16 protein-coding genes are annotated in these 18,434 nt (G+C 74.8%); 9 read left to right on the forward strand and 7 right to left on the reverse strand.

All coding sequences use genetic code 11. The annotated features are described in order from the left end of the window. Positions 1-989 (forward strand): tetratricopeptide repeat protein (locus ABWU78_RS10270; protein WP_439158277.1); only part of this gene is annotated, 989 nt, incomplete at its 5' end. A gap of 62 nt (positions 990-1,051) precedes the next feature. After that, the gene (locus ABWU78_RS10275) at positions 1,052-1,639 is read left to right on the forward strand and encodes a hypothetical protein (protein ID WP_353707176.1); all 588 of its coding nucleotides are present in this window, start codon (positions 1,052-1,054) and stop codon (positions 1,637-1,639) included. 80 nt (positions 1,640-1,719) lie between these two features. Here the strand turns inward: ABWU78_RS10275 and pntB are convergent, their stop codons facing one another. Together pntB and ABWU78_RS10285 are read right to left on the reverse strand one after the other, a co-directional pair. Further along, positions 1,720-3,132: a Re/Si-specific NAD(P)(+) transhydrogenase subunit beta gene (gene pntB / locus ABWU78_RS10280; RefSeq protein WP_439158278.1), complete on the reverse strand. Its 1,413-nt coding sequence runs from the start codon at positions 3,130-3,132 to the stop codon at positions 1,720-1,722. Continuing rightward, the gene (locus tag ABWU78_RS10285) at positions 3,129-4,730 is read right to left on the reverse strand and encodes a Re/Si-specific NAD(P)(+) transhydrogenase subunit alpha (RefSeq protein WP_439158279.1); all 1,602 of its coding nucleotides are present in this window, start codon (positions 4,728-4,730) and stop codon (positions 3,129-3,131) included. The genes pntB and ABWU78_RS10285 overlap by 4 nt, the downstream gene beginning before the upstream one ends. Before the next feature lie 256 nt (positions 4,731-4,986). On the opposite strand from ABWU78_RS10285, the gene ABWU78_RS10290 reads away from it, so the two are divergent. Next, on the forward strand, positions 4,987-5,313 hold the full coding sequence (locus tag ABWU78_RS10290; RefSeq protein WP_439158280.1) for a hypothetical protein: 327 nt from the start codon (positions 4,987-4,989) through the stop codon (positions 5,311-5,313). Positions 5,314-5,332: 19 nt separating this feature from the next. Here ABWU78_RS10290 and ABWU78_RS10295 read toward each other — a convergent pair whose 3' ends face one another. Then, positions 5,333-8,152, reverse strand: a complete 2,820-nt coding sequence (locus tag ABWU78_RS10295) for a flippase-like domain-containing protein (protein ID WP_439158281.1) — start codon at positions 8,150-8,152, stop codon at positions 5,333-5,335. Between the two features lie 169 nt (positions 8,153-8,321). Between ABWU78_RS10295 and ABWU78_RS10300 the strand changes: the two genes are divergently transcribed. Together ABWU78_RS10300 and ABWU78_RS10305 are read left to right on the forward strand one after the other, a co-directional pair. After that, entirely contained in the window at positions 8,322-9,209 is an 888-nt protein-coding gene (locus ABWU78_RS10300) for an HdeD family acid-resistance protein (RefSeq protein ID WP_439158282.1), read from the forward strand. A 36-nt stretch (positions 9,210-9,245) separates the two neighbouring features. Then, positions 9,246-10,094: a hypothetical protein gene (locus tag ABWU78_RS10305; protein WP_439158283.1), complete on the forward strand. Its 849-nt coding sequence runs from the start codon at positions 9,246-9,248 to the stop codon at positions 10,092-10,094. A gap of 39 nt (positions 10,095-10,133) precedes the next feature. Here ABWU78_RS10305 and ABWU78_RS10310 read toward each other — a convergent pair whose 3' ends face one another. The 3 genes from ABWU78_RS10310 to ABWU78_RS10320 form a co-directional block, all read right to left on the reverse strand. Beyond that, on the reverse strand, positions 10,134-11,021 hold the full coding sequence (locus ABWU78_RS10310; RefSeq protein ID WP_439158284.1) for a CPBP family intramembrane glutamic endopeptidase: 888 nt from the start codon (positions 11,019-11,021) through the stop codon (positions 10,134-10,136). A 167-nt stretch (positions 11,022-11,188) separates the two neighbouring features. Then, on the reverse strand, positions 11,189-11,548 hold the full coding sequence (locus tag ABWU78_RS10315) for a hypothetical protein (RefSeq protein WP_439158285.1): 360 nt from the start codon (positions 11,546-11,548) through the stop codon (positions 11,189-11,191). Then, on the reverse strand, positions 11,545-12,495 hold the full coding sequence (locus ABWU78_RS10320; protein WP_439158286.1) for an SPFH domain-containing protein: 951 nt from the start codon (positions 12,493-12,495) through the stop codon (positions 11,545-11,547). Before ABWU78_RS10320 ends, ABWU78_RS10315 begins: the two co-directional genes overlap by 4 nt. Before the next feature lie 273 nt (positions 12,496-12,768). Between ABWU78_RS10320 and ABWU78_RS10325 the strand changes: the two genes are divergently transcribed. From ABWU78_RS10325 to ABWU78_RS10340, 4 genes are read left to right on the forward strand one after another with little or no spacing between them, the layout of a single operon-like run. Next, positions 12,769-13,539 carry a hypothetical protein gene (locus tag ABWU78_RS10325; protein ID WP_439158287.1) on the forward strand — a complete coding sequence of 257 codons (771 nt, stop codon included), beginning with the start codon at positions 12,769-12,771 and terminating at the stop codon, positions 13,537-13,539. After that, positions 13,532-13,837 (forward strand): transcriptional regulator, encoded by a 306-nt coding sequence (locus ABWU78_RS10330; RefSeq protein ID WP_253052050.1) that lies wholly within the window; start codon positions 13,532-13,534, stop codon positions 13,835-13,837. The genes ABWU78_RS10325 and ABWU78_RS10330 overlap by 8 nt, the downstream gene beginning before the upstream one ends. Continuing rightward, the gene (locus ABWU78_RS10335; RefSeq protein ID WP_439158288.1) at positions 13,834-14,808 is read left to right on the forward strand and encodes an ABC transporter ATP-binding protein; all 975 of its coding nucleotides are present in this window, start codon (positions 13,834-13,836) and stop codon (positions 14,806-14,808) included. Before ABWU78_RS10330 ends, ABWU78_RS10335 begins: the two co-directional genes overlap by 4 nt. Beyond that, positions 14,805-15,602, forward strand: a complete 798-nt coding sequence (locus ABWU78_RS10340) for an ABC transporter permease (RefSeq protein ID WP_439158289.1) — start codon at positions 14,805-14,807, stop codon at positions 15,600-15,602. Before ABWU78_RS10335 ends, ABWU78_RS10340 begins: the two co-directional genes overlap by 4 nt. Before the next feature lie 108 nt (positions 15,603-15,710). Here the strand turns inward: ABWU78_RS10340 and ABWU78_RS10345 are convergent, their stop codons facing one another. Further along, positions 15,711-18,392, reverse strand: coding sequence for a heavy metal translocating P-type ATPase (locus ABWU78_RS10345; RefSeq protein ID WP_439158290.1), 2,682 nt, complete (start codon positions 18,390-18,392; stop codon positions 15,711-15,713). Positions 18,393-18,434: the final 42 nt, after the last annotated feature.

An 18,434-nucleotide genomic window follows, 5' to 3' on the forward strand; every position in this document is an offset into this window, starting at 1 on the left:
ACGCGGCCGCAGCGGCGCAGCAGGGGACGGCGACGGGCGCACCCGCTCCGGCGACGGGCACGGGGACCGGCGACGCCCGGGCAGCCGACGCCGCGGCCGCCTCCTCGTCGGCGGGTGACGCGTCGGCGAGCGCGACCGGCCAGGGGGCGTCGACGTCGGGCACGACCCGCCCGCGAGGGAGCGTCGCCTACGAGGCGGCGCGCGACGCGCTCGACGACCGCGCCGTGAGCCGCGAGCGGGTGCTCGCCGCCGCGCACGGGCTGCGCGACGCGTTCGTCCGCAACGAGCACATGATCGGCCTCCTGCCGGCCGACGCGGAGCAGGTGCTCGTCGACACGTACCGGAGGGCCGACGCGGGCGGGGCGGACGCGGTGTCGCGCGAGGCGGCGACGTCCTGGGTGCGCGAGGCGTACTTCCGCCGGCTGCCGCTCGCCGGGGAGGCCGCCGAGCGGGTCGACCGGCTCGCCGAGGACGACCCCGACGGAGCGGCGCACGTGCTGCGCGGGTGGATGCGCTACAACGGCTACGGGTTCGCGCAGGACGCCGCGGCGGCCGTCGCGGACCACGAGGAGGCGGCGCGCCGCGGCAACGCCGACGCGCTGTTCGAGCTGTCCGTGCTCACCGCGACCGGCCAGGGCACGCCCGTGGACGAGGCGCGCTCGCGCGCGTTCCTCGAGCAGGCCGCGGACGCGGGCCACCCGCGGGCGCTCTACAACCTCGCGGCGGAGCACGCGACGGGTCGGGGCCGTCCGCGGGACTCCGCGCGCGCCCTGGAGCTCTACCTCGCGGCGGGCGACCGCGGCAACGGCCGCGCGGCGTTCACGGCGGGCGTCATGATGCTCACGGGGGACGGGTCCCTGCCCGACCCGGCCCGCGCCGGCCGGGCGTTCGCGCTCGCCGAGGACCTCGGGTTCGACGTGCGCGACGCCGCCGCGCAGTTCCCGCCGCAGCTCGCCGAGCAGGTCGTCGGGGCGCTCGCCGCGGACTGACCGGACAAAAGACGCTCACAGCCCGTTCCACTTGCGGGCCCGGGCATCGTATGGTCACTCGCGTGAACGTCTACGTCGTCCTGTCCCGCAGCCGCACGGTCCTGTCGCGGACGATCGCGCTGGCGACCCGCGACGAGTTCACGCACTCCTCCCTGGCACTCGACCCGGGGCTCGAGCTCATGTTCAGCTTCGGGCGCCGTCGGGCCGGGAACCCGTTCGTCGGGTGCTTCCGGCGCGAGCGGTTCGACGACGGCCTGTACCGCGGCATGGACGTCGTGCCCGGGGTCGTGCTCGCGGTCCCCGTGACGCCGGAGCAGCACGAGGCGATCCGGGTGCGGATCACCGAGTTCCTGCTGGACTCGCACGCGTTCTCCTACAACGTGCGCGGCCTCGTCGGCGCCCGCTTCGGTCGCGGCCACGAGGCGGAGGACCGGTTCTTCTGCTCCGAGTTCGTCTACCACGTGCTGCACGGCGCGGGAGTGTGCGACCTCGGCGTCGAGCGGTGGCAGGTGCGACCGCAGACGCTCCTCGACCTGCCGGGCCGCGTCGTCTTCCGAGGCGACCTCAAGGACTACGTCGCGGCGCACGGCGCGCTCGAGACCCTGCCGTCGCTCACGTTCGGCCACGTCCGCGAGCGCGTGCTCGGCTGATCCCGGCACGGCGGCACGGCGGCACGGCGGCACGGCGGTACCGCGGGTCCGGTGCGACGCCGCGCGGGTCGAGACGCGCGTCAGCCGACCCGCAGCGCCGCCACGATGTCCTCGACCCGCTGCTTCGCGTCCCCGAAGAGCATGCCCGTGTTCTCGCGGAAGAACAGCGGGTTCTGCACCCCGGCGTAGCCGGCCGCCATCGAGCGCTTGAAGACGACGACCTGCCCGGCCTCCCACACGTGCAGGACCGGCATGCCCGCGATGGGGGAGCCGGGATCGTCGAGCGCGGCCGGGTTCACCGTGTCGTTCGCGCCGATGACGAGCACGACGTCCGTGTCCGCCAGGTCGTCGTTGATCTCGTCCATCTCCAGCACGATGTCGTACGGGACGCGCGCCTCGGCGAGCAGGACGTTCATGTGCCCGGGCAGGCGACCCGCGACCGGGTGCACCCCGAAGCGGACCTCGGCACCGCCGTCGCGCAGGAGCTCGACGAGCTCCGCGACGGGGTACTGCGCCTTGGCGACCGCCATGCCGTAGCCCGGCGTGATGACGACGCTGCGGGCGTCGCGCAGGAGGGCCGCGACCTCGTCGGCGCTCACCTCGCGGTGCTCGCCCTGCGGGCCCTCGCCGCCCCCGGCGGGCGCGGCGCCCTCCTCGGCTCCGAACCCGCCGAGGATGACGGACACGAACGACCGGTTCATGGCCCGGCACATGATGTAGCTGAGGATCGCACCGGAGGACCCGACGAGCGCTCCGGTGACGATGAGCAGGTCGTTGCCGAGCATGAAGCCCGCCGCGGCGGCGGCCCAGCCGGAGTACGAGTTGAGCATCGACACGACGACGGGCATGTCGCCCCCGCCGATCGACGCGACGAGGTGCCAGCCCAGCGCGAGCGACACGAGCGTGAGCAGGAGCAGGGGCCAGATCGACGGCGCGACGACGAACCACACCACGAGCCCCAGGCTCACGACGAGCGCCGCGAGGTTGAGCAGGTTCCGGCCGGGGAGCTGGAGCGGGGCCGATCGCGTGCGCCCCGACAGCTTGAGGAACGCGACGACGGAGCCGGTGAACGTCACCGCGCCCACGAGCACGCCGAGGGAGACCTCCACGAGGTGCGCGACGTCGTCGGCCCCGGCGGCGTGCGCGGTGAGGTAGGAGTTGAAGCCGACCAGCACGGCCGCGGCCCCGACGAAGCTGTGCAGGATCGCGATGAGCTCCGGCATCTGCGTCATCTCGACGCGGCGCGCGCGCCACGTCCCGACCGCCGCGCCCACGAGGAGCACGAGCGCGATGAGCAGCGCGGTGACGAGCACGGGCCGGGCGCTCGTGCCGAGCGCGAGCACGATCGTCGCGGCCAGCGCGAGGACCATGCCGACCATGCCGAGCACGTTGCCGCGGCGCGCGGACTCCTGCTTCGACAGCCCCGCGAGGCTCAGCACGAACAGGACGGCGGCGAGGACGTAGACCGCCTGGGCGACGGACGTCGCGGTCATCGGGCCACCTCCTGCGCACGCGCCGGGGCGTCCTTGCGGAACATGCGGATCATGCGGTTCGCCACGAGGAAGCCACCGAAGATGTTGATGCTCGCGACGGTCGCGGCGAGCAGCGCGAGCGTCGTGACGACCCAGTCGTCGGAGCCGATCTGGAGGAGCGCGCCGACGAGGATGATGCCGGAGATCGCGTTGGTCTGGGCCATGAGCGGCGTGTGCAGCGAGTGCGTGACGTTCGAGATCACGTAGTACCCGACGATCACCGCGAGCGTGAACACCGTGACGTGCCCGACGAGCGACGGCGGCGCGAACGACAGCGCGAGCGTCACGAGCACCGCGGCGAGCGCGGCGCCCACGGTCCGACGACGGCGGCGCAGGCTCGCGGCCGACGCCGCCTCCGCGGCGGCCCGCTCGCGTGCCGCGGCCTCCAGCGCGGGGTCGGGTGGTGGCGCGGTCGACCCCGGGGCCGGGGCCGCGCTCACCGCGACGGGCGGCGGCGGCCACAGCACCTCGCCGTCGCGCGCGACGGTCATGCCGCGCTGCACCGGGTCGTCGAGGTCGAGCGCGAGCTCGCCGTCCTTGCCGGGCGTGACCAGCTCCAGCAGGTGCACGACGTTCGTCCCGAGGAGCTGCGACGTGTGCTGGGGCAGGCGCCCGGCGAGGTCGGTCCAGCCGACGACCACGACGCCGTTCCCCGTCACGACGCGTTCGCCCGGCACCGTGAGCGCGCAGTTCCCGCCGCCCGAGGCCGCGAGGTCGACGACGACGCTCCCGGGGCGCATCCCGGCGACCGCCTCGGCCGTGAGGGTGCGCGGGGCGCGGCCGCGCACGAGCGCCGTCGTGATGACGACGTCGGCCTCGGCGGCCTCGCGCGCGTACACCGCGAGGGCCGCGGCCTCCTGCTCGGGCGTGAGCGGCTTCGCGTAGCCGTCGGCGGACATGCCCTGCTGCGCCGCGGGCTCGCGCACGGCGGTGCCGCCCATGGACTCGATCTGCTCGGCCGCCTCGGACCGCACGTCGAACGCGCGCACCTGCGCGCCCAGGCTCGCCGCCGCGCCGACCGCGGCGAGGCCCGCGACCCCGCCGCCGATGACGAAGACCCTCGCGGGCGGCGTCTTGCCCGCGGCCGTGACCTGCCCGGCGAACATGCCGCCGTACTCGCCGGCCGCCTCGACGACCGCGCGGTACCCCGCGACGTTGGACAGCGTGCTCAGCACGTCGAGGGCCTGCGCGCGCGAGATGCGAGGCACGGCGTCGAGCGCGAGCGCGGTGACGCCGCGGGTGGCGAGGCGCTGCACGAGGTCGGGGTCGTTCGCGGGGCCGAGCATCGCGACGAGCGTCGCGCCCGGGCGCAGGAGCGCGACCTGGGCGTCCGTCGGCGCGTTCACCGCCGTGACGACGTCGGCGCCCCACGCGGCCGCGGCGTCGACGACCGTGGCGCCCGCCGTCTCGTACGCGGCGTCGGAGAACGTGGCCCCCGCGCCGGCGTCGTGCTCGACGACCACCTCGTACCCGAGCGCTCGCAGACGCTCGACCGTGCGCGGGGTCGCGGCGACCAGCCGCTCCCCGTCCCTCACCTCTCGGGGGACACCGATCCTCACGTGCGGGCTCCTCACCTCGTCGAGCATCGTGGGCGCCCGCGCGACCGGGGACGACGGCGGGTGCGTCGCGAGCCTATCGGGGGTCGCCCGCGTCGTCCCGGGTCGAACGTCCCCGGGCGGGCGAGCCTCGACCTGGTCGGCGCTCGTCGCGCCGCGGCGGGGAGCGGCGGGGAGTTCTCACCATCGCGCGAGGTGGCGCCCCCGGCGCCGGGTCCGCGAGGATCGGGGCGCCATCCGCTCAGACCCAGGGGGAACCATGCGCCGCACCACCACCCGTACCGCCGTCCTCGCGCCCGTCGTCGCGCTGTGCACCGTCGCGCTCGCCGCGTGCTCCGTCAGCGCGAACCTCACCGTGCCGGCCTCGAAGATCGCGGAGGACGCGGAGGGCGCGCTCGCCGAGATCGGCGAGGCGGACGTGGACTGCGGCGAGGAGAACGTCGACCTGGTGGACGGCGAGGTCGTCGAGTGCGAGCTCACCGACCCGGCGTCCGGGGAGGTCTACGACACGACCGTCACGCTGTCCGACGTCGACGGGACGAAGTACCACGTCGACGTGAAGGTCGCCGACGCCCCCCAGGGCTGACCCGGGCCGGTCCCCCGGGCTACAGGTCGCCCTTCCTCTGCAGGTACCGCATCGCGGCCCAGCCGATCGGGATGCGGGCCCAGTAGGTCGCGACGCGGAAGAGCACCGTCGCGGACGTCGCGAGCGCGGCGGGGACGCCCGCGGTGGTCAGGCCGAAGATGAGGGCGGCCTCGATCGCCCCGAGGCCGCCGGGTGTCGGGACGGCCGCACCCGCGGCGTTCCCGACGAGGTAGATGACCGCGACCTCGACGAGCGAGAGCTCCTGCCCGAACGCGGCGAGGGCGGCGTCGAACGCGAGCACGTAGCCGAGCGTCATGACGACGTTCCCCGCGATGCCGAGCGCGAGCCGGCCGGGCTGGCCCAGCATCTCCGACAGCCGGGGCCACACCTGCTGGATCGTCGGGCGGATCTTGGCGAGCACCCAGGCCCGCACGGCCGGCACGAGGAGCGTCGCCAGGACGGCGAGCGCGACGCCGCCGATCGCGAGGAGCACGGTCGTCGACGGGAGCTGGACGAGCCCGCCGTCGCCGGTGGCCACGGACAGCACGACGAGGAGCAGGATCGTCACGACGAACTGCGACACCTGGACGAGCGCGACCGTCGCGACCGCCACCGGGGTCGAGATCCCGCGCCGGGTCAGGAGCCGGAGGTTCAGCGCCGCCGGGCCGATGCCGGCGGGCGCGGCGAGCGCGACGAACGAGCCCGCCGCCTGGGTGAGCGTGACGCGCCAGAGCGGCAGGCGCTTCGACGCGAACGCGACGAGCGTGAGCGCGGCGCCGAACCACGTGACGATCCCGAGCAGGAACGAGACGGCCGCCCACCAGGGGTTCGCCGACGAGACGGCCTCGGTGATCTGGTCGAAGTTGATCGTCGTGACGACGACCGTCACCGCGACGATCGTCAGGGTCAGCGTGAGGATCGTCCGCGCGCCGAACCGGGTGATGCGCTGCGGCTCGATGCTCGCCTCGGGCAGCCGCTCGACCAGCGCGGCGCGCAGCTCCTTGAGGAGCTCCTTGTTCTGCCGGATCTCCTCGCGCGTGCTCGGCGGCAGCGCGACGGGCTGGAGCAGCGGGCCGATGGCGGCGATGTCGTCGTCCGGCAGGACGCTCACCGCGGACTCGACGGCCCGGCGCGCCCCGACACGCAGCGCGAGGAGCGCGACCATCTGCGCCAGGTCCATGCGGCGCGCGAGCTCGGACGACGCGATGTCGCCCTGCTCCCACCCGGTGAGCCAGACCTGCGGGGCCCCCGTCGCGGGCTCGCGCGAGACGAGCATGACGTCGGACGTCAGCGCGCGGTGCGCGATGCCCGCCGCGTGCGCGAGCCGGAGCTGGCGCCACGCCTCGTTGAGCACCGAGCCCGTGAGGTCCTCGACAGGGAGGTCGCGCAGCGAGACCGCGCCGGTCGCGTGCTCCTGGACCAGGACCATGGAGTCCGCGGACTCGCCGATGCCGAGCAGCCGCGGGGTGCGGACGCCCGCGGCGCGCGCCGCGTAGGACAGCAGCGCGGTGCGCTCGGCCGCCGCGCGCAGCGAGATCGCCGTGCGTCCCTCGCTGCCGCGCAGGCGCAGCGACCGCCAGAACCGGGCGAGGAAGCCGACGACCTGCCGGTCGCCGTCGAGCACGACGACGTCACGCCGCACGCCGTCCTCCGCGAGCATCGCGTAGACGCGGTTGTCGCCCGCGCGCGTCAGCGCGATGGCCGCCGAGTCGGACGGCGCGTCCTGGGACTCCGTCGCGGGGGTCTGCCCGTTCGTCCCGTTCGCCCCGTCCGACGCCCCGGCCTCGTCGGGGTGCGGGGCCGAGCCGAGGTGCTGCGCGGCGAGCGCGGCGTCGGCCGTGAGGACCGTCCCGGCGTCGTCGGAGGCGCCGGGTGCGCGCAGGACGCCGACGTGCACCTCGGCGGTGATGCGCCCCTCGGCGTCCACCTCGGTGATGGGGTCGTCCGCCGCCTCGGCGAGCTCCTCGTCGTCGGTGACGTCGCGCACGCGCACGAGGGCCGCGGGGGAGAACCCGGCGCGCCGGACCCCGGCCACGAGGTCGGGTCCGTAGGCACGCTCGCTGCGCACGCCCGAGACGTACCGCACGGCGAGCCCGGCGATGCGGCCGAGGAGCAGCGTGATGATGATGCCCGGCAGCGACACCTGGCCCGTGATGAGCACGACGCCGATCGCGACGAACAGCAGGTTCCACGACCACTTGACGGTGCGGCGTCGGGTGCGGGTCCCCGCGGCCGTGAGCAGCCCGGCGATCGCGGCGACGTACCCCGGGATCGTCAGCCGCCACTCGCCGCGCGAGTACACGGAGAGCCCCCGGACGAGGTCGTCCGAGCCCCACGCGCGCAGGGCCAGCACGGCCAGCACGCCGAGGAGCAGGCCGAGCGCGGCGGCGACGATCGACTCGACGACCTGGCGGCCCAGCCGGCGGATGCCGAGCTCGGTGAGGACGGCGATCGGCACGAACAGCGTGATGAGACCCTCGAGCACCGCGACCGGGATGAACAGGATGTTGTACAGGAGGTCCGAGAAGCTGCGGACGTCCTCCGCGACGCCGGCCGTGGTGCCGTGCGCGTACACCGACATGAGCAGGACGACGACGACGCCCACCGCGCACAGCACGAGGTTGACGAGGTCGATCGGGTGCCGGACGCGCTGCTCGGCCGTATCGACGACGCGGACCGTGCCCGCGTCGTCGTGCCCCCGACGCGCGAGCAGGGCCTCGAGCGCGCCGGTCTGGGGGCGGGGCTCCGCCTGCTCGGCCCGTGCCAGCGAGCCGACCTCGACGACCGCGCCGACGTGGGGAGCGGCGCGCTCTCTCGGCTCGGGGGCGGGGGAGGCCATGCGAGCGAGTCTAGGTCGGGGCCCCTGAGGAGGCGCGGTATTTGGCCGATTCCTCCGGGTGATTCGCCCGGTTCGCCCGCATGCTGGACGGCTCGCGGCCCCCGCTCGGCGGGCGGGTGTGAGCAAGGCCTCCCTAGCATGGGCGGAGGACCGGACCCGGGAGGTCGGCATGGCACGTGGCACGACGACGGAGCACGGCACCGCGGACGGGGCCGACCGTCCGGACCGCCCTGCGACGCCCGACGCGAACGGGCAGGAGCGCAACCCCTTCCGCAAGGTGTGGTGGCTGCCCGTGGTGCGGGGGAGCCTCCTCGTCGTCCTCGGCCTCCTCCTCATGATCGAGCCGCTGGAGCAGCTCGGGACGCTGCGCGTGGTGCTCGGCGCGTTCCTCGTGGCGGACGGCGTGCTCGTCGCCGTGCAGGGGTTCGTGCACCGCCGGCAGGTCGGGTCGGCGTGGTGGCTCGCGCAGGCGGGCGTCAACGTCGTGTTCGGCGTCGTCGTGGCGCTCTGGCCCGACCTCACCGCCACCGCGCTCTACTACGTGCTCGCGGTCTGGGTGCTCGTGCTGGGCATCACCACGATCGCCGGGGCCGCCGCGCTCGTCCGCAACCGCGACCTGGGCTGGGCCTGGATGCTCGCGGTCGGGATCGTCTCGGTGCTGTTCGGGGTCCTGCTCGTCACGCGGCCGCTCGACGCCTTCGACGTGCTGCGGCTCGTCACCGTCGTGTTCGCGCTGTACGCGTTCGTGACCGGCGCGATCCACGTGGTGTCGGGCTTCGCCGTGCGCGCCGTCGCGCGCGAGCTCGCGGACCTGCGCGCGCAGGCCGTCGCGGCGGGCGTCGTCGTGACGGGCGGGTCCGTGCTCGGCGCGCCCGCCGCTCACCCGGGCGTCGCCCCGCCGTCGGCCACGGGCGGGCCGACGCCGCGCGACCCGAGCGCGGCCCCGTCGCCGTCGCCCTCGCCGTCGCCGTCGCCCTCGCCGGGGGCGGAGTCGTCGCCCGGGCCGGCGCGCGGGTCGGAGCCGGACGAGCGCGGGGGAGCGGGACGGCTGCCCTAGCATGTGACCGCTGTCCGTCGAGAACGAGGAGCACCGGTGGTCACTGCGTACGACATCCTGTTCGGCCTGACCCCGCAGGACGCGGTGGACGGGTCACCGGTCGGGACGACGGACCTGCTGCCGCCGCCCGTCGCGCCCTGGGGCGAGGCCGCCTGGGGGTGGATCGGCGACGCGGGGCCGGGGATCGAGCCGCGGACGTGGCCGCGGAGCCCGAGCACCGGGCTGCCGATGCGGCACGCCGTCACGCTGCGGCTGCCGGCCGAGTACCAGCGTCGGGGCCCCGGGCTCCCGGGCGTGGCGTACTTCCTCGGCGAGGGGCAGTTCGCCACCGAGCACGACGCGAGCGACCCGGACGACCCGTTCGTCGTGGACCTGCGCGCGGCCCGGCAGCACCCGCAGGCGCTCGTGCTCAGCGACATCATCGGCCAGAGCTTCGCCCTGGTCTGGCTGACCGAGGAGGAGCTCGCGGCCGGCCCGACGGCCGCCCCGCCCGACACCCGTCGTCCCGGTGAGCACGTCGCGACGGACGAGGGGCAGAACGCGTGGGACCCGCCGCTCGGCACGCGTCGCGGCGAGGACATGACGGTCACCCGGTGGGCCTACCTCGTCCCGAGGGTCGACGACCCGAACGCGGGTCTCGCCCCGGGCCGGGAGGAGGACGGCTGGGTCTCGCCGTGGGACGAGGACTGGACCGGGCCGCCGGAGGAGGAGCGCCCCTGGGCGGACGACCACCTCGGCGGGACGTCCGAGGCGATGGTCGACTCGCTGGAGGGCGACTTCACGCCGTACTACCTCGAGCTGTCCACGCCCACCTGGGGCGTCGACTACGGCAACCGCGAGACCCATCTGGTCGACCTGGAGACCGGCGCGTTCGGGATCGCCTGACCGCGGCGTCCCAGGAGTCGCGAAGCGGCACCGCGGCCGTCACGCGAGGCCCAGGGACTGCTTCCACTCCAGGGGGAGGAGCGCGTACCCGACGAACGCGACGACGTCGAGCAGGGTGTGCGCGATCACGAGCGGCATGACGCGGTGCCGTCCCCAGCGGGACGTGTAGAACCACGAGAAGACGACGCCCATGACGACGTTCCCGACGAACGGGCCGAACCCCTGGTACAGGTGGTACGACCCGCGCAGGAGCGAGCTCCACACGACGAACTTCACGCGGCCCCAGCCGAGGTCGCGCGTGCGCTCGAACAGGTAGCCGACGGCGATGACCTCCTCGAGCAGGCCGTTCTGCAGCGCGGAGAGGATCAGCACGGGCACGGTCCACCACGCCGCGTTGAGCGCCGACGCCTGCACCTCGACCGTGATGCCGAGGAGGCGGCCGAGCGCGTAGAAGCCCAGCCCGGGGATGCCGATGGCCGCGGCGAGCGCGAACCCCCACCCGACGTCGCGCAGGGGCCGCGCGCCGTCGAGCCCGATCGCCCGGACGGCCGAACGGCCGCGCGCGCTGAGCAGGTACAGCGCGAGCGCGACGGGCAGCACCGCGAAGAAGATCCCGACGAGCTGGTACGTGAGGTCGAGGTACGGCCGGGCCGACCGGCTCACGTTGAGGCTCGCGGACTGCTCGCCGAGCGGGGTCCCGGCGGTGAGCCGCGCGACGATGTTGATGATCGCGTAGACCGCCGACTTGCCGAGGCTCAGCCCGAGGACGATCCAGATCTCCGCGCCGATCCGTCGTCGTGTCGCCCGGTCCGGGCGGTCGTGCGCGTCGGCGGTGACGGCGCCGCCCGTGGTCGGCGCCGCCGTCGGGCCGGGCGCGGGCAGCGGCTCGGGCGCGGTCGCGGGGGTGGACGCGGTCAGGTCGGGCACCGTCCGGTTATAGCACCGGTCCCCGGGAGCGGGCTCGACGCCGCCTGGACGCGCGCTGTCCGCCGAGCACGGGTCTGCTCCGCGTCGACCACGAGGTCCCTGTCGTTCTCGGCCCCAGAACGACAGCGACCTCGTGCTCGGCGGGTCAGGGTTGATCGCTCGGTGGGTCAGGGGTTGCGCGGGCGGCCCGGGCGGCGGGGCGGGCGGACGTCGCGGGGGAGGCGGCCGGCGTCGTCGAGCGCGCGACGCAGGAGCATCTCGATCTGCGCGTTGACGCTGCGCAGGTCGTCGCCGGCCCAGCGCGCGAGCGCGTCGTGGACGGCGGGGTCGAGGCGCAGGAGGACCGACTTGCGCTGGGGCCGCTGCGCTCGGCCCGTGCCCGACGCCGGCTGCTCGGCCTGCGGGGGTGCGTCGCCCTCCCGCGGGGCCGGCTCCCCGCCGGAGGGCACAACGCGGCCCGACGACGGCTGGTCGCCGTCGTCGGGCGCGTCGCGCTTCTCGGGCGGCGTGGGCCCGGCGGGCGTCACTGGTACAGGGACCCCGTGTTGACGACGGGCGTCACGCGGCTGTCCCCGCAGAGCACCACGAGGAGGTTGGAGACCATCGTCGCGCGGCGCTCGTCGTCGAGCGTCACGATGTCCTCGGCCTCGAGGCGCGAGAGCGCGTCCTCGACCATGGACACCGCGCCCTCCACGATGCGCGACCGTGCCGCGATGATCGCGCCCGCCTGCTGGCGCTGGAGCATCGCCTGGGCGATCTCCGGGGCGTAGGCGAGGTTGGAGATGCGGGCCTCGATGACCTCGACGCCCGCCACGACGACGCGTGCCGCGACCTCGGCGGCGATCTCCGCCGACACGACCTCGGTGGCCCCGCGCAGCGACTGCTCGCCGGCCTCGGCGTCGTCGTAGGGGTGCGACATCGCGACGTGGCGCAGCGCCGACTCGGCCTGGACGCGCACGAAGTCGGTGTAGTCCTCGACGGCGAAGCTCGCCTTGGCGGTGTCCGCGACCTGCCAGACGACGATCGCGGCGATGTTGATCGGGTTGCCGTCGGCGTCGTTGACCTTGAGCTCGCTCGTCTCGAAGTTGCGCACGCGGACCGACACGCGCTTGCGCGTCGAGAACGGCACGGTGGCGACGAGCCCGGTGCGGCGGATGGTCCCGAGGTACCGGCCGAAGAACTGGACGACGAGCGTCTGCCCGGGGTTGATGACCTTGACCATCGTGAGCAGGAAGACGCCGAGCAGGATCGCGACCACGCCGAGCACGGCACCGACGGGGGTGGCCGTCGCGAACAGCGGGATCGACCCGCCGAGCAGCACGAGGACGAGCAGGATCACGAGACCGCCCCCGCCCGCGCCGAGCGACCACGCGGGCTGCTCGGTGACGTCGACGCGCGTGCCGTCGTGGCCGACGGGACGGCCGGTCGGCTCGCCGCCGACGGACTCCTGCGGGGGTGCTGCGCTCTCGGTCACGGGGCCCGTCCTCTCCTGCGGCCGACGGCCGCGCGTGTCGTGGATAGCAAAGTGATATCACATTATGCCGCCCCCGAGCACGTTCGCACCGGCCCTAGCGCGCCGAGCACGACCCCGCCCGCTGTCCAACACGACATGAAGGCTGTTATCGGCCGGATAACGACCCTCATGTCGTGTTCGGCGGGTGGGGGGTTGCGTGAGCGGTGGTCGGGGTGGCAGAGTGCAAACAGGTTTGTAGTGCAAAGTAGTTTTCCGATCTCTCGAGAGGCCACCATGACGACGGACCACGGCGATGTCCCCCGCGGCGGGGCTGCCGAGCCGGACGAGCCGGCGCTCGACGTCGCCGAGACGCTCCGTCTCATCCGCGAGCAGCAGGACCGCGCGCGCCGCGCGACCGAGCCGGACTCGCGGCTGCTGTTCCTCGCGTGGGGCGTCGCCTGGCTCGTCGGGTACCTGTGCCTGTGGGCGAGCGCGGTCCGCGTCGTCGACGGGACCGCGACCGTGCGCCTCACGACCCGCGCGGGTCAGGTCGTGGGCGCGCAGCCCGAGCCGTGGGCGTTCTGGGTCTTCTTCAGCCTCATCGCGGCCGCCGTCGCGTTCACGATCGTCCACAGCGTCACGCGCACCGCGGGGACGCGTGGCGTCAGCGCCCGCACCGGGGCCATGTACGGCTGGTCGTGGATGCTCGGCTTCGTCTGCTTCGGGTTCGTGCTCGGCGGGCTCGCCCGTGCGGGTGCGTCGGAGGAGGTCATGTCGCTCGCGAGCAACGCGTTCGCGTGCGTCGTCGTGGGCCTGCTGTACCTCGGTGGGGCGGCGGCGTTCGGCGACCGCGGGCTGTTCGTGCTCGGCGTGTGGATCCTGCTCACGGCCGCCGTCGCGACGTTCGCCGGGCTGCCGCTCACCTACCTCGTCATGGCGCTCGCGGGCGGGGGCGGGTTCCTCGTCATGGCCGTGATCGAGCACGTCCTGCGTGCCCGACGGCGGCGCCTCGCGACTCGTACCGCACCTGCCCGGGCGTCGGCGGAGGGCGCGGCCGATGTCTGACGCCGGGCTCGACCCCGTCATCCACGCCCCGGCACGGCTGCGCGTCGTCGCGACGCTCGCGGCCCTCCCGACCGGCGACGAGCTGTCCTTCCCCAAGCTCCAGAAGCTCCTCGACATGACCGCCGGGAACCTCTCCACCCACCTGCGCAAGCTCGAGGACGCCGGCTACGTGTCCGTCACCAAGACCCACGAGGGCCGCACCCCGGCCACCTACCTCGCTCTCACCGCCCGCGGCCGTAGCGCCTTCGAGGACTACACGACCGCCCTGAACACCCTCCTGAAGGGAGCCGCAGGATGAGCACCGACGACGCCCCGCGCACTCGGGCCGCCCGGCCCGACCCCGCGCCGTCGACCACCGACCCCGCCCGACCCGTGGTCGCCGTCGACCACGTGACGCGACGCTTCGGCACGGTCGTCGCGCTCGACGACGTGTCCCTGACCGTCGGGGCGGGCGAGCTCGTCGGCCTGCTCGGCCCCAACGGCGCCGGCAAGTCGACGCTGCTGTCCCTGGTCAGCGGTCAGCGCAAGCCCGACGCCGGGACGGTCCGCCTGCTCGGCGGCGACCCGCGCGACGCGCGCAGCCGCGTCGGCCTGGGCCTCACCCCGCAGGAGACCGGCCTGCCCGCGACGCTCAAGGTGCGCGAGGTCGTCGACTTCGTCGCGGGCCACTACCCGGACCCCGTCCCGACGGCGGAGCTGCTGGAGCAGTTCGGGCTCACCGAGCTCGGGGGCCGCCAGACGGGCGCGATGTCCGGAGGGCAGAAGCGCCGCCTCGCCGTCGCGCTCTCGCTCGTGGGTCGCCCCCGCGTCGTCCTCCTCGACGAGCCGACGACGGGCCTCGACGTGAGCGCCCGGCAGGCGCTGTGGGACGCGATCCGCGCGTACCACGCCGCCGGGGGAACCGTGCTGCTGACCAGCCACTACCTGGAGGAGGTGCAGGCGCTCGCGCAGCGCGTCGTCGTCATCGACCAGGGCGTGGTCAAGGCCGACGACTCGCTCGACGCGATCCTGCGGCGCGTGTCGCTGCGGCGGGTCGTCGTCGGGTCGACCGCCAACCTCGCCGACCGGCCCGGCGTCGTGCGGTCCGACCGCCTCGGCGACGGACGCCAGGAGCTCTACACGCCCGACGCCGACGCCCTCGTCCGCGAGCTCGTCACCTCGGGCGTCGACTTCCACGACCTCGAGATCCGGGGCGCGAGCCTCGAGGAGGCGTTCGAGCAGATGGTCGCGCGCGACGCGGCCCCGACCACGGAGGCACGGGCACGATGACCACCACGACGATCCCCGGCGGCGCCACCGCCGCGGCCCTCCCCGGGCCGCTGCGCCTCACCTGGCTGCACCTCAAGTACCAGTTCCTGGAGACGGTGCGCGTGCCGGTCGCCGTGCTGGGCAACCTGCTGTTCCCGGCGCTCGCGATGTTCTTCTTCGTCGTGCCGCAGAAGGAGGTCGCGCAGAACCCGGTGGCCGCGACGACGGCCGTCGCGTCGCTCGGCCTGTTCGCGATCTGCTCGGCGAGCCTGTTCACCTACGGGCTCGGCGTCGCGGAGGACCGGCAGCTCCCGTTCGACCCGTTCGTGCGCTCGCTGCCCGCGGGCCCGACGCCGCGCATGGCGGCGCGCGTGCTCAACGGCGGGATCTTCTCGCTGTTCGGGCTCGTGCCGCTGATCCTCATCGGCTGGCTGTTCACCGACGCGAGCGTCACGTGGAGCCAGCTCCTCGCGGGGGTGGGGACGGTGCTGCTCGTGTCCGTGCCGTTCGTGCTGCTCGGCATGGCGATCGGCTACTCGCTGTCCGCGAAGGCGGCACTGCCGGTCGTGCAGGTCATCCTCTTCCCGCTCGCGTTCGCGGGCGGCCTGTTCCTCCCGCCGTTCCTCTTCCCCTCGTGGCTGGACGCGATCTCGATGGCGACGCCGACGCGCGCGGGCCGTGACCTGCTCGTCCAGGCGCTCACGGGCGAGCCGGCGTACGCGGGCGCGTGGCTCGTGCTCCTCGGCTGGACGGTCCTCTTCGCCGCCCTCGCGGTCGGCGCCTACCGCCGCGACGAGGGCCGCCGCTTCCGCTGACCGCCCCCGGTGCCGAACACGACGTTGCTGTCGTTATCCGCGGGATAGCGACAGCAACGTCGTGCTCGACAGCGACGAACGTCGTGGTCGGCGACGGCGCAGGCCGGGTCAGACCGTGCGGCGCAGGCGCAGCGAGTTCCCGACGACGAGGACCGAGCTCGCGGCCATCGCCGCGCCGGCGATCATGGGGTTGAGCAGGCCCGCCGCCGCGAGGGGGATCGCCGCGACGTTGTAGGCGAACGCCCAGAACAGGTTCTGCTGGATCACGCGCAGCGTCCGGCGCGAGAGCCGGATCGCCGTCGCGGCGCTGCGCAGGTCGCCGCGCACCAGCGTGAGGTCGCTCGCCTCGATCGCGACGTCCGTCCCCGTGCCCATCGCGAGCCCGAGGTCCGCCGTCGCGAGCGCGGCGGCGTCGTTCACACCGTCCCCGACCATCGCGACGACGCGCCCCTCGCGCTGGAGCCGCGCGACGACGTCGACCTTTTGGTCCGGGAGCACGCGCGCGACGACGTCCGACTCCGCGATCCCGACGGCGCGCGCCGCCTCGCGGGCCGCGCCCTCGCCGTCGCCCGTGAGCAGGTACGGCCGCAGGCCGAGGTCCTTCAGCTCACGCACCGCCACGGCCGACGTCGGCTTCACGGGGTCGCGCAGCACGAGCACCGCGCGCGCCCGGCCGTCCCACGCGACGACGACGGCGCTCGCCCCCGACGCCTCGGCGACCGCGAACGCGTCGTCGAGCGCCGGGTCGGGCGACACGCCCTCGCGCGCGAGCCACGACGGCTGCCCGACCAGCACGCGCCGCGCGGTGAGCCCGCCGCCGTCGCCCCGGGAGAGCCCGGAGTGGGCGGTGCGGACGACGGCCTCGACCCCGCCGCCCGGGGCGCTGCGGAAGTCGAATGCCTGCAGCGAGCCGATCACGACGCCGTCGGCCCCCACCGGGACGTCCCCGCCGGTCGAGGGCGACGCGGCCGTCCGGCGCGCGGCCTCGGCGATCGCCCGGGCGATCGGGTGCTCGCTCAGCGCCTCGACCGCGCCCGCGTGCCGGAGGGCGCCGCGCGCGTCGACGACGGCCTGGCTCGACCGGTCGGCGTCGCCTCCCGCAGGAGCGCGACCCTCCGCGGGCAGGTCGTCGAGCGCCACGCGGCCCGACGGCGTCACGACCGCCTCCAGCGCCATCGCGCCCTGGGTGACGGTCCCCGTCTTGTCGAGCACGACGGTGTCCACGCGCCGCGTCGACTCGAGGATCTCCGGGCCCTTGATGAGCACGCCGAGCTGCGCCCCCCGGCCGGTGCCGACGAGCAGGGCCGTCGGCGTCGCCAGACCCAGCGCGCACGGGCACGCGATGATGAGCACCGCGACGGCGGCCGTGAACGCGAACTGCGTCCCGGCCCCGGCGAGCAGCCAGCCGGCGAGCGTCGCCACGGCGAGCACCAGCACGACCGGCACGAACACCGCCGAGATGCGGTCGGCGAGCCGCTGCACCGGCGCCTTGCCCGTCTGCGCCTGCGTGACGAGCCGCCCGATCTGGGCGAGCGTCGTCTCCTCGCCCACGCGCGTCGCCCGGACCAGCAGCGCACCCGCCGCGTTGACCGTCGCGCCCGTCACGTCGTCGCCCGGGCCGACGTCCACGGGCACCGGCTCGCCCGTGAGCAGCGACGTGTCGACCGCGCTCGACCCCTCCAGGACCACGCCGTCGGTCGCGACCTTCTCGCCCGGCCGCACGACGAACACGTCACCCACCGCGAGGTCCGCGACCGGGACGCGCTCGGTGACCCGTGCGCCGTCGGCACCCGTGCGAGGGGAACCGCCCGGCCCGAGGACCACCCGCTCGGCGTCCTTCGCGCCCAGCTCCAGCAGCGACCGCAGGGCGTCACCCGCGCGGCGCTTCGAGCGGTGCTCCGCGTACCGGCCGGCCAGCAGGAACGTCGTGACGACCGCCGCGACCTCGAAGTACAGCTCCGGCGTACCCATCGCGTCGCGGGACGGGATCAGCGTCGGCTGCATCCGCATCCCCAGCTCGCCCGCGCCGCCCAGCAGCAGCGCCCACAGCGACCACAGCGTCGCCGCGACCACCCCGAGCGACACGAGCGTGTCCATCGTCGACGCGCCGTGCCGCGCCGCGCGGAACGCCGCCGTGTGGAACGGCCACGCGCCCCACGTGACGACCGGCAGCGCGAGCGCCGCGACGACCCACTGCCATCCCGTGAACTGCAGCGCGGGGACCATCGAGACCGCGACCACCGGGACCGTCAGCACCGCAGCGACGCGCAGACGCTGCAGCAGCACGGCGCCCCGGTCGCGATCCGCCTGCGTTCGCTCGCTCGCTCCGGAGTCTCGCTCGGCCAGGCCCGCCTCGCCGTTCGCCTCGTCCCGCCGCTCGGTCGCCTCCACGGCGGACTCCCCGCGGTCGGCCGAGGTCGAGCCCTGGTCGGCCGAGGGAGTGCCCTCGTGTGCCGGAGGAGAACCGTGGTGCCGCGCGGCGGAACCCTCGTCCACGGGGGTGAGATCACGGCGGGTGGTGACGCGGGCGGTGTAGCCGGCCTTCTCGACGGCGGCGACGAGGTCGGCGTCGGTGACGTCGGCGGCGAGGACGACGTGCGCGCTCTCGAGCGGGAGGTTGACCGTGGCGGTGACGCCGTCGACGCGGTTGAGCCGCTTCTCGACGCGCGCGACGCAGGACGCGCACGTCATGCCCCCGACCGCCAGGTCGACCTCGGCGAAGGGTCGACCGTCGACGGCGTCGCCCGGCGGGGTGGCGGTCGTCGGGCTGGGCGTGGGCTGGGCGGTCATGCGGGTGACTCCTCGACGGGTGCTCGGGTGGAGGTCACCGAC

Origin of the sequence: Cellulosimicrobium sp. CpK407 (genome assembly GCF_051844275.1) — a bacterium.
Lineage (GTDB): Bacteria > Actinomycetota > Actinomycetes > Actinomycetales > Cellulomonadaceae > Cellulosimicrobium > Cellulosimicrobium cellulans_G.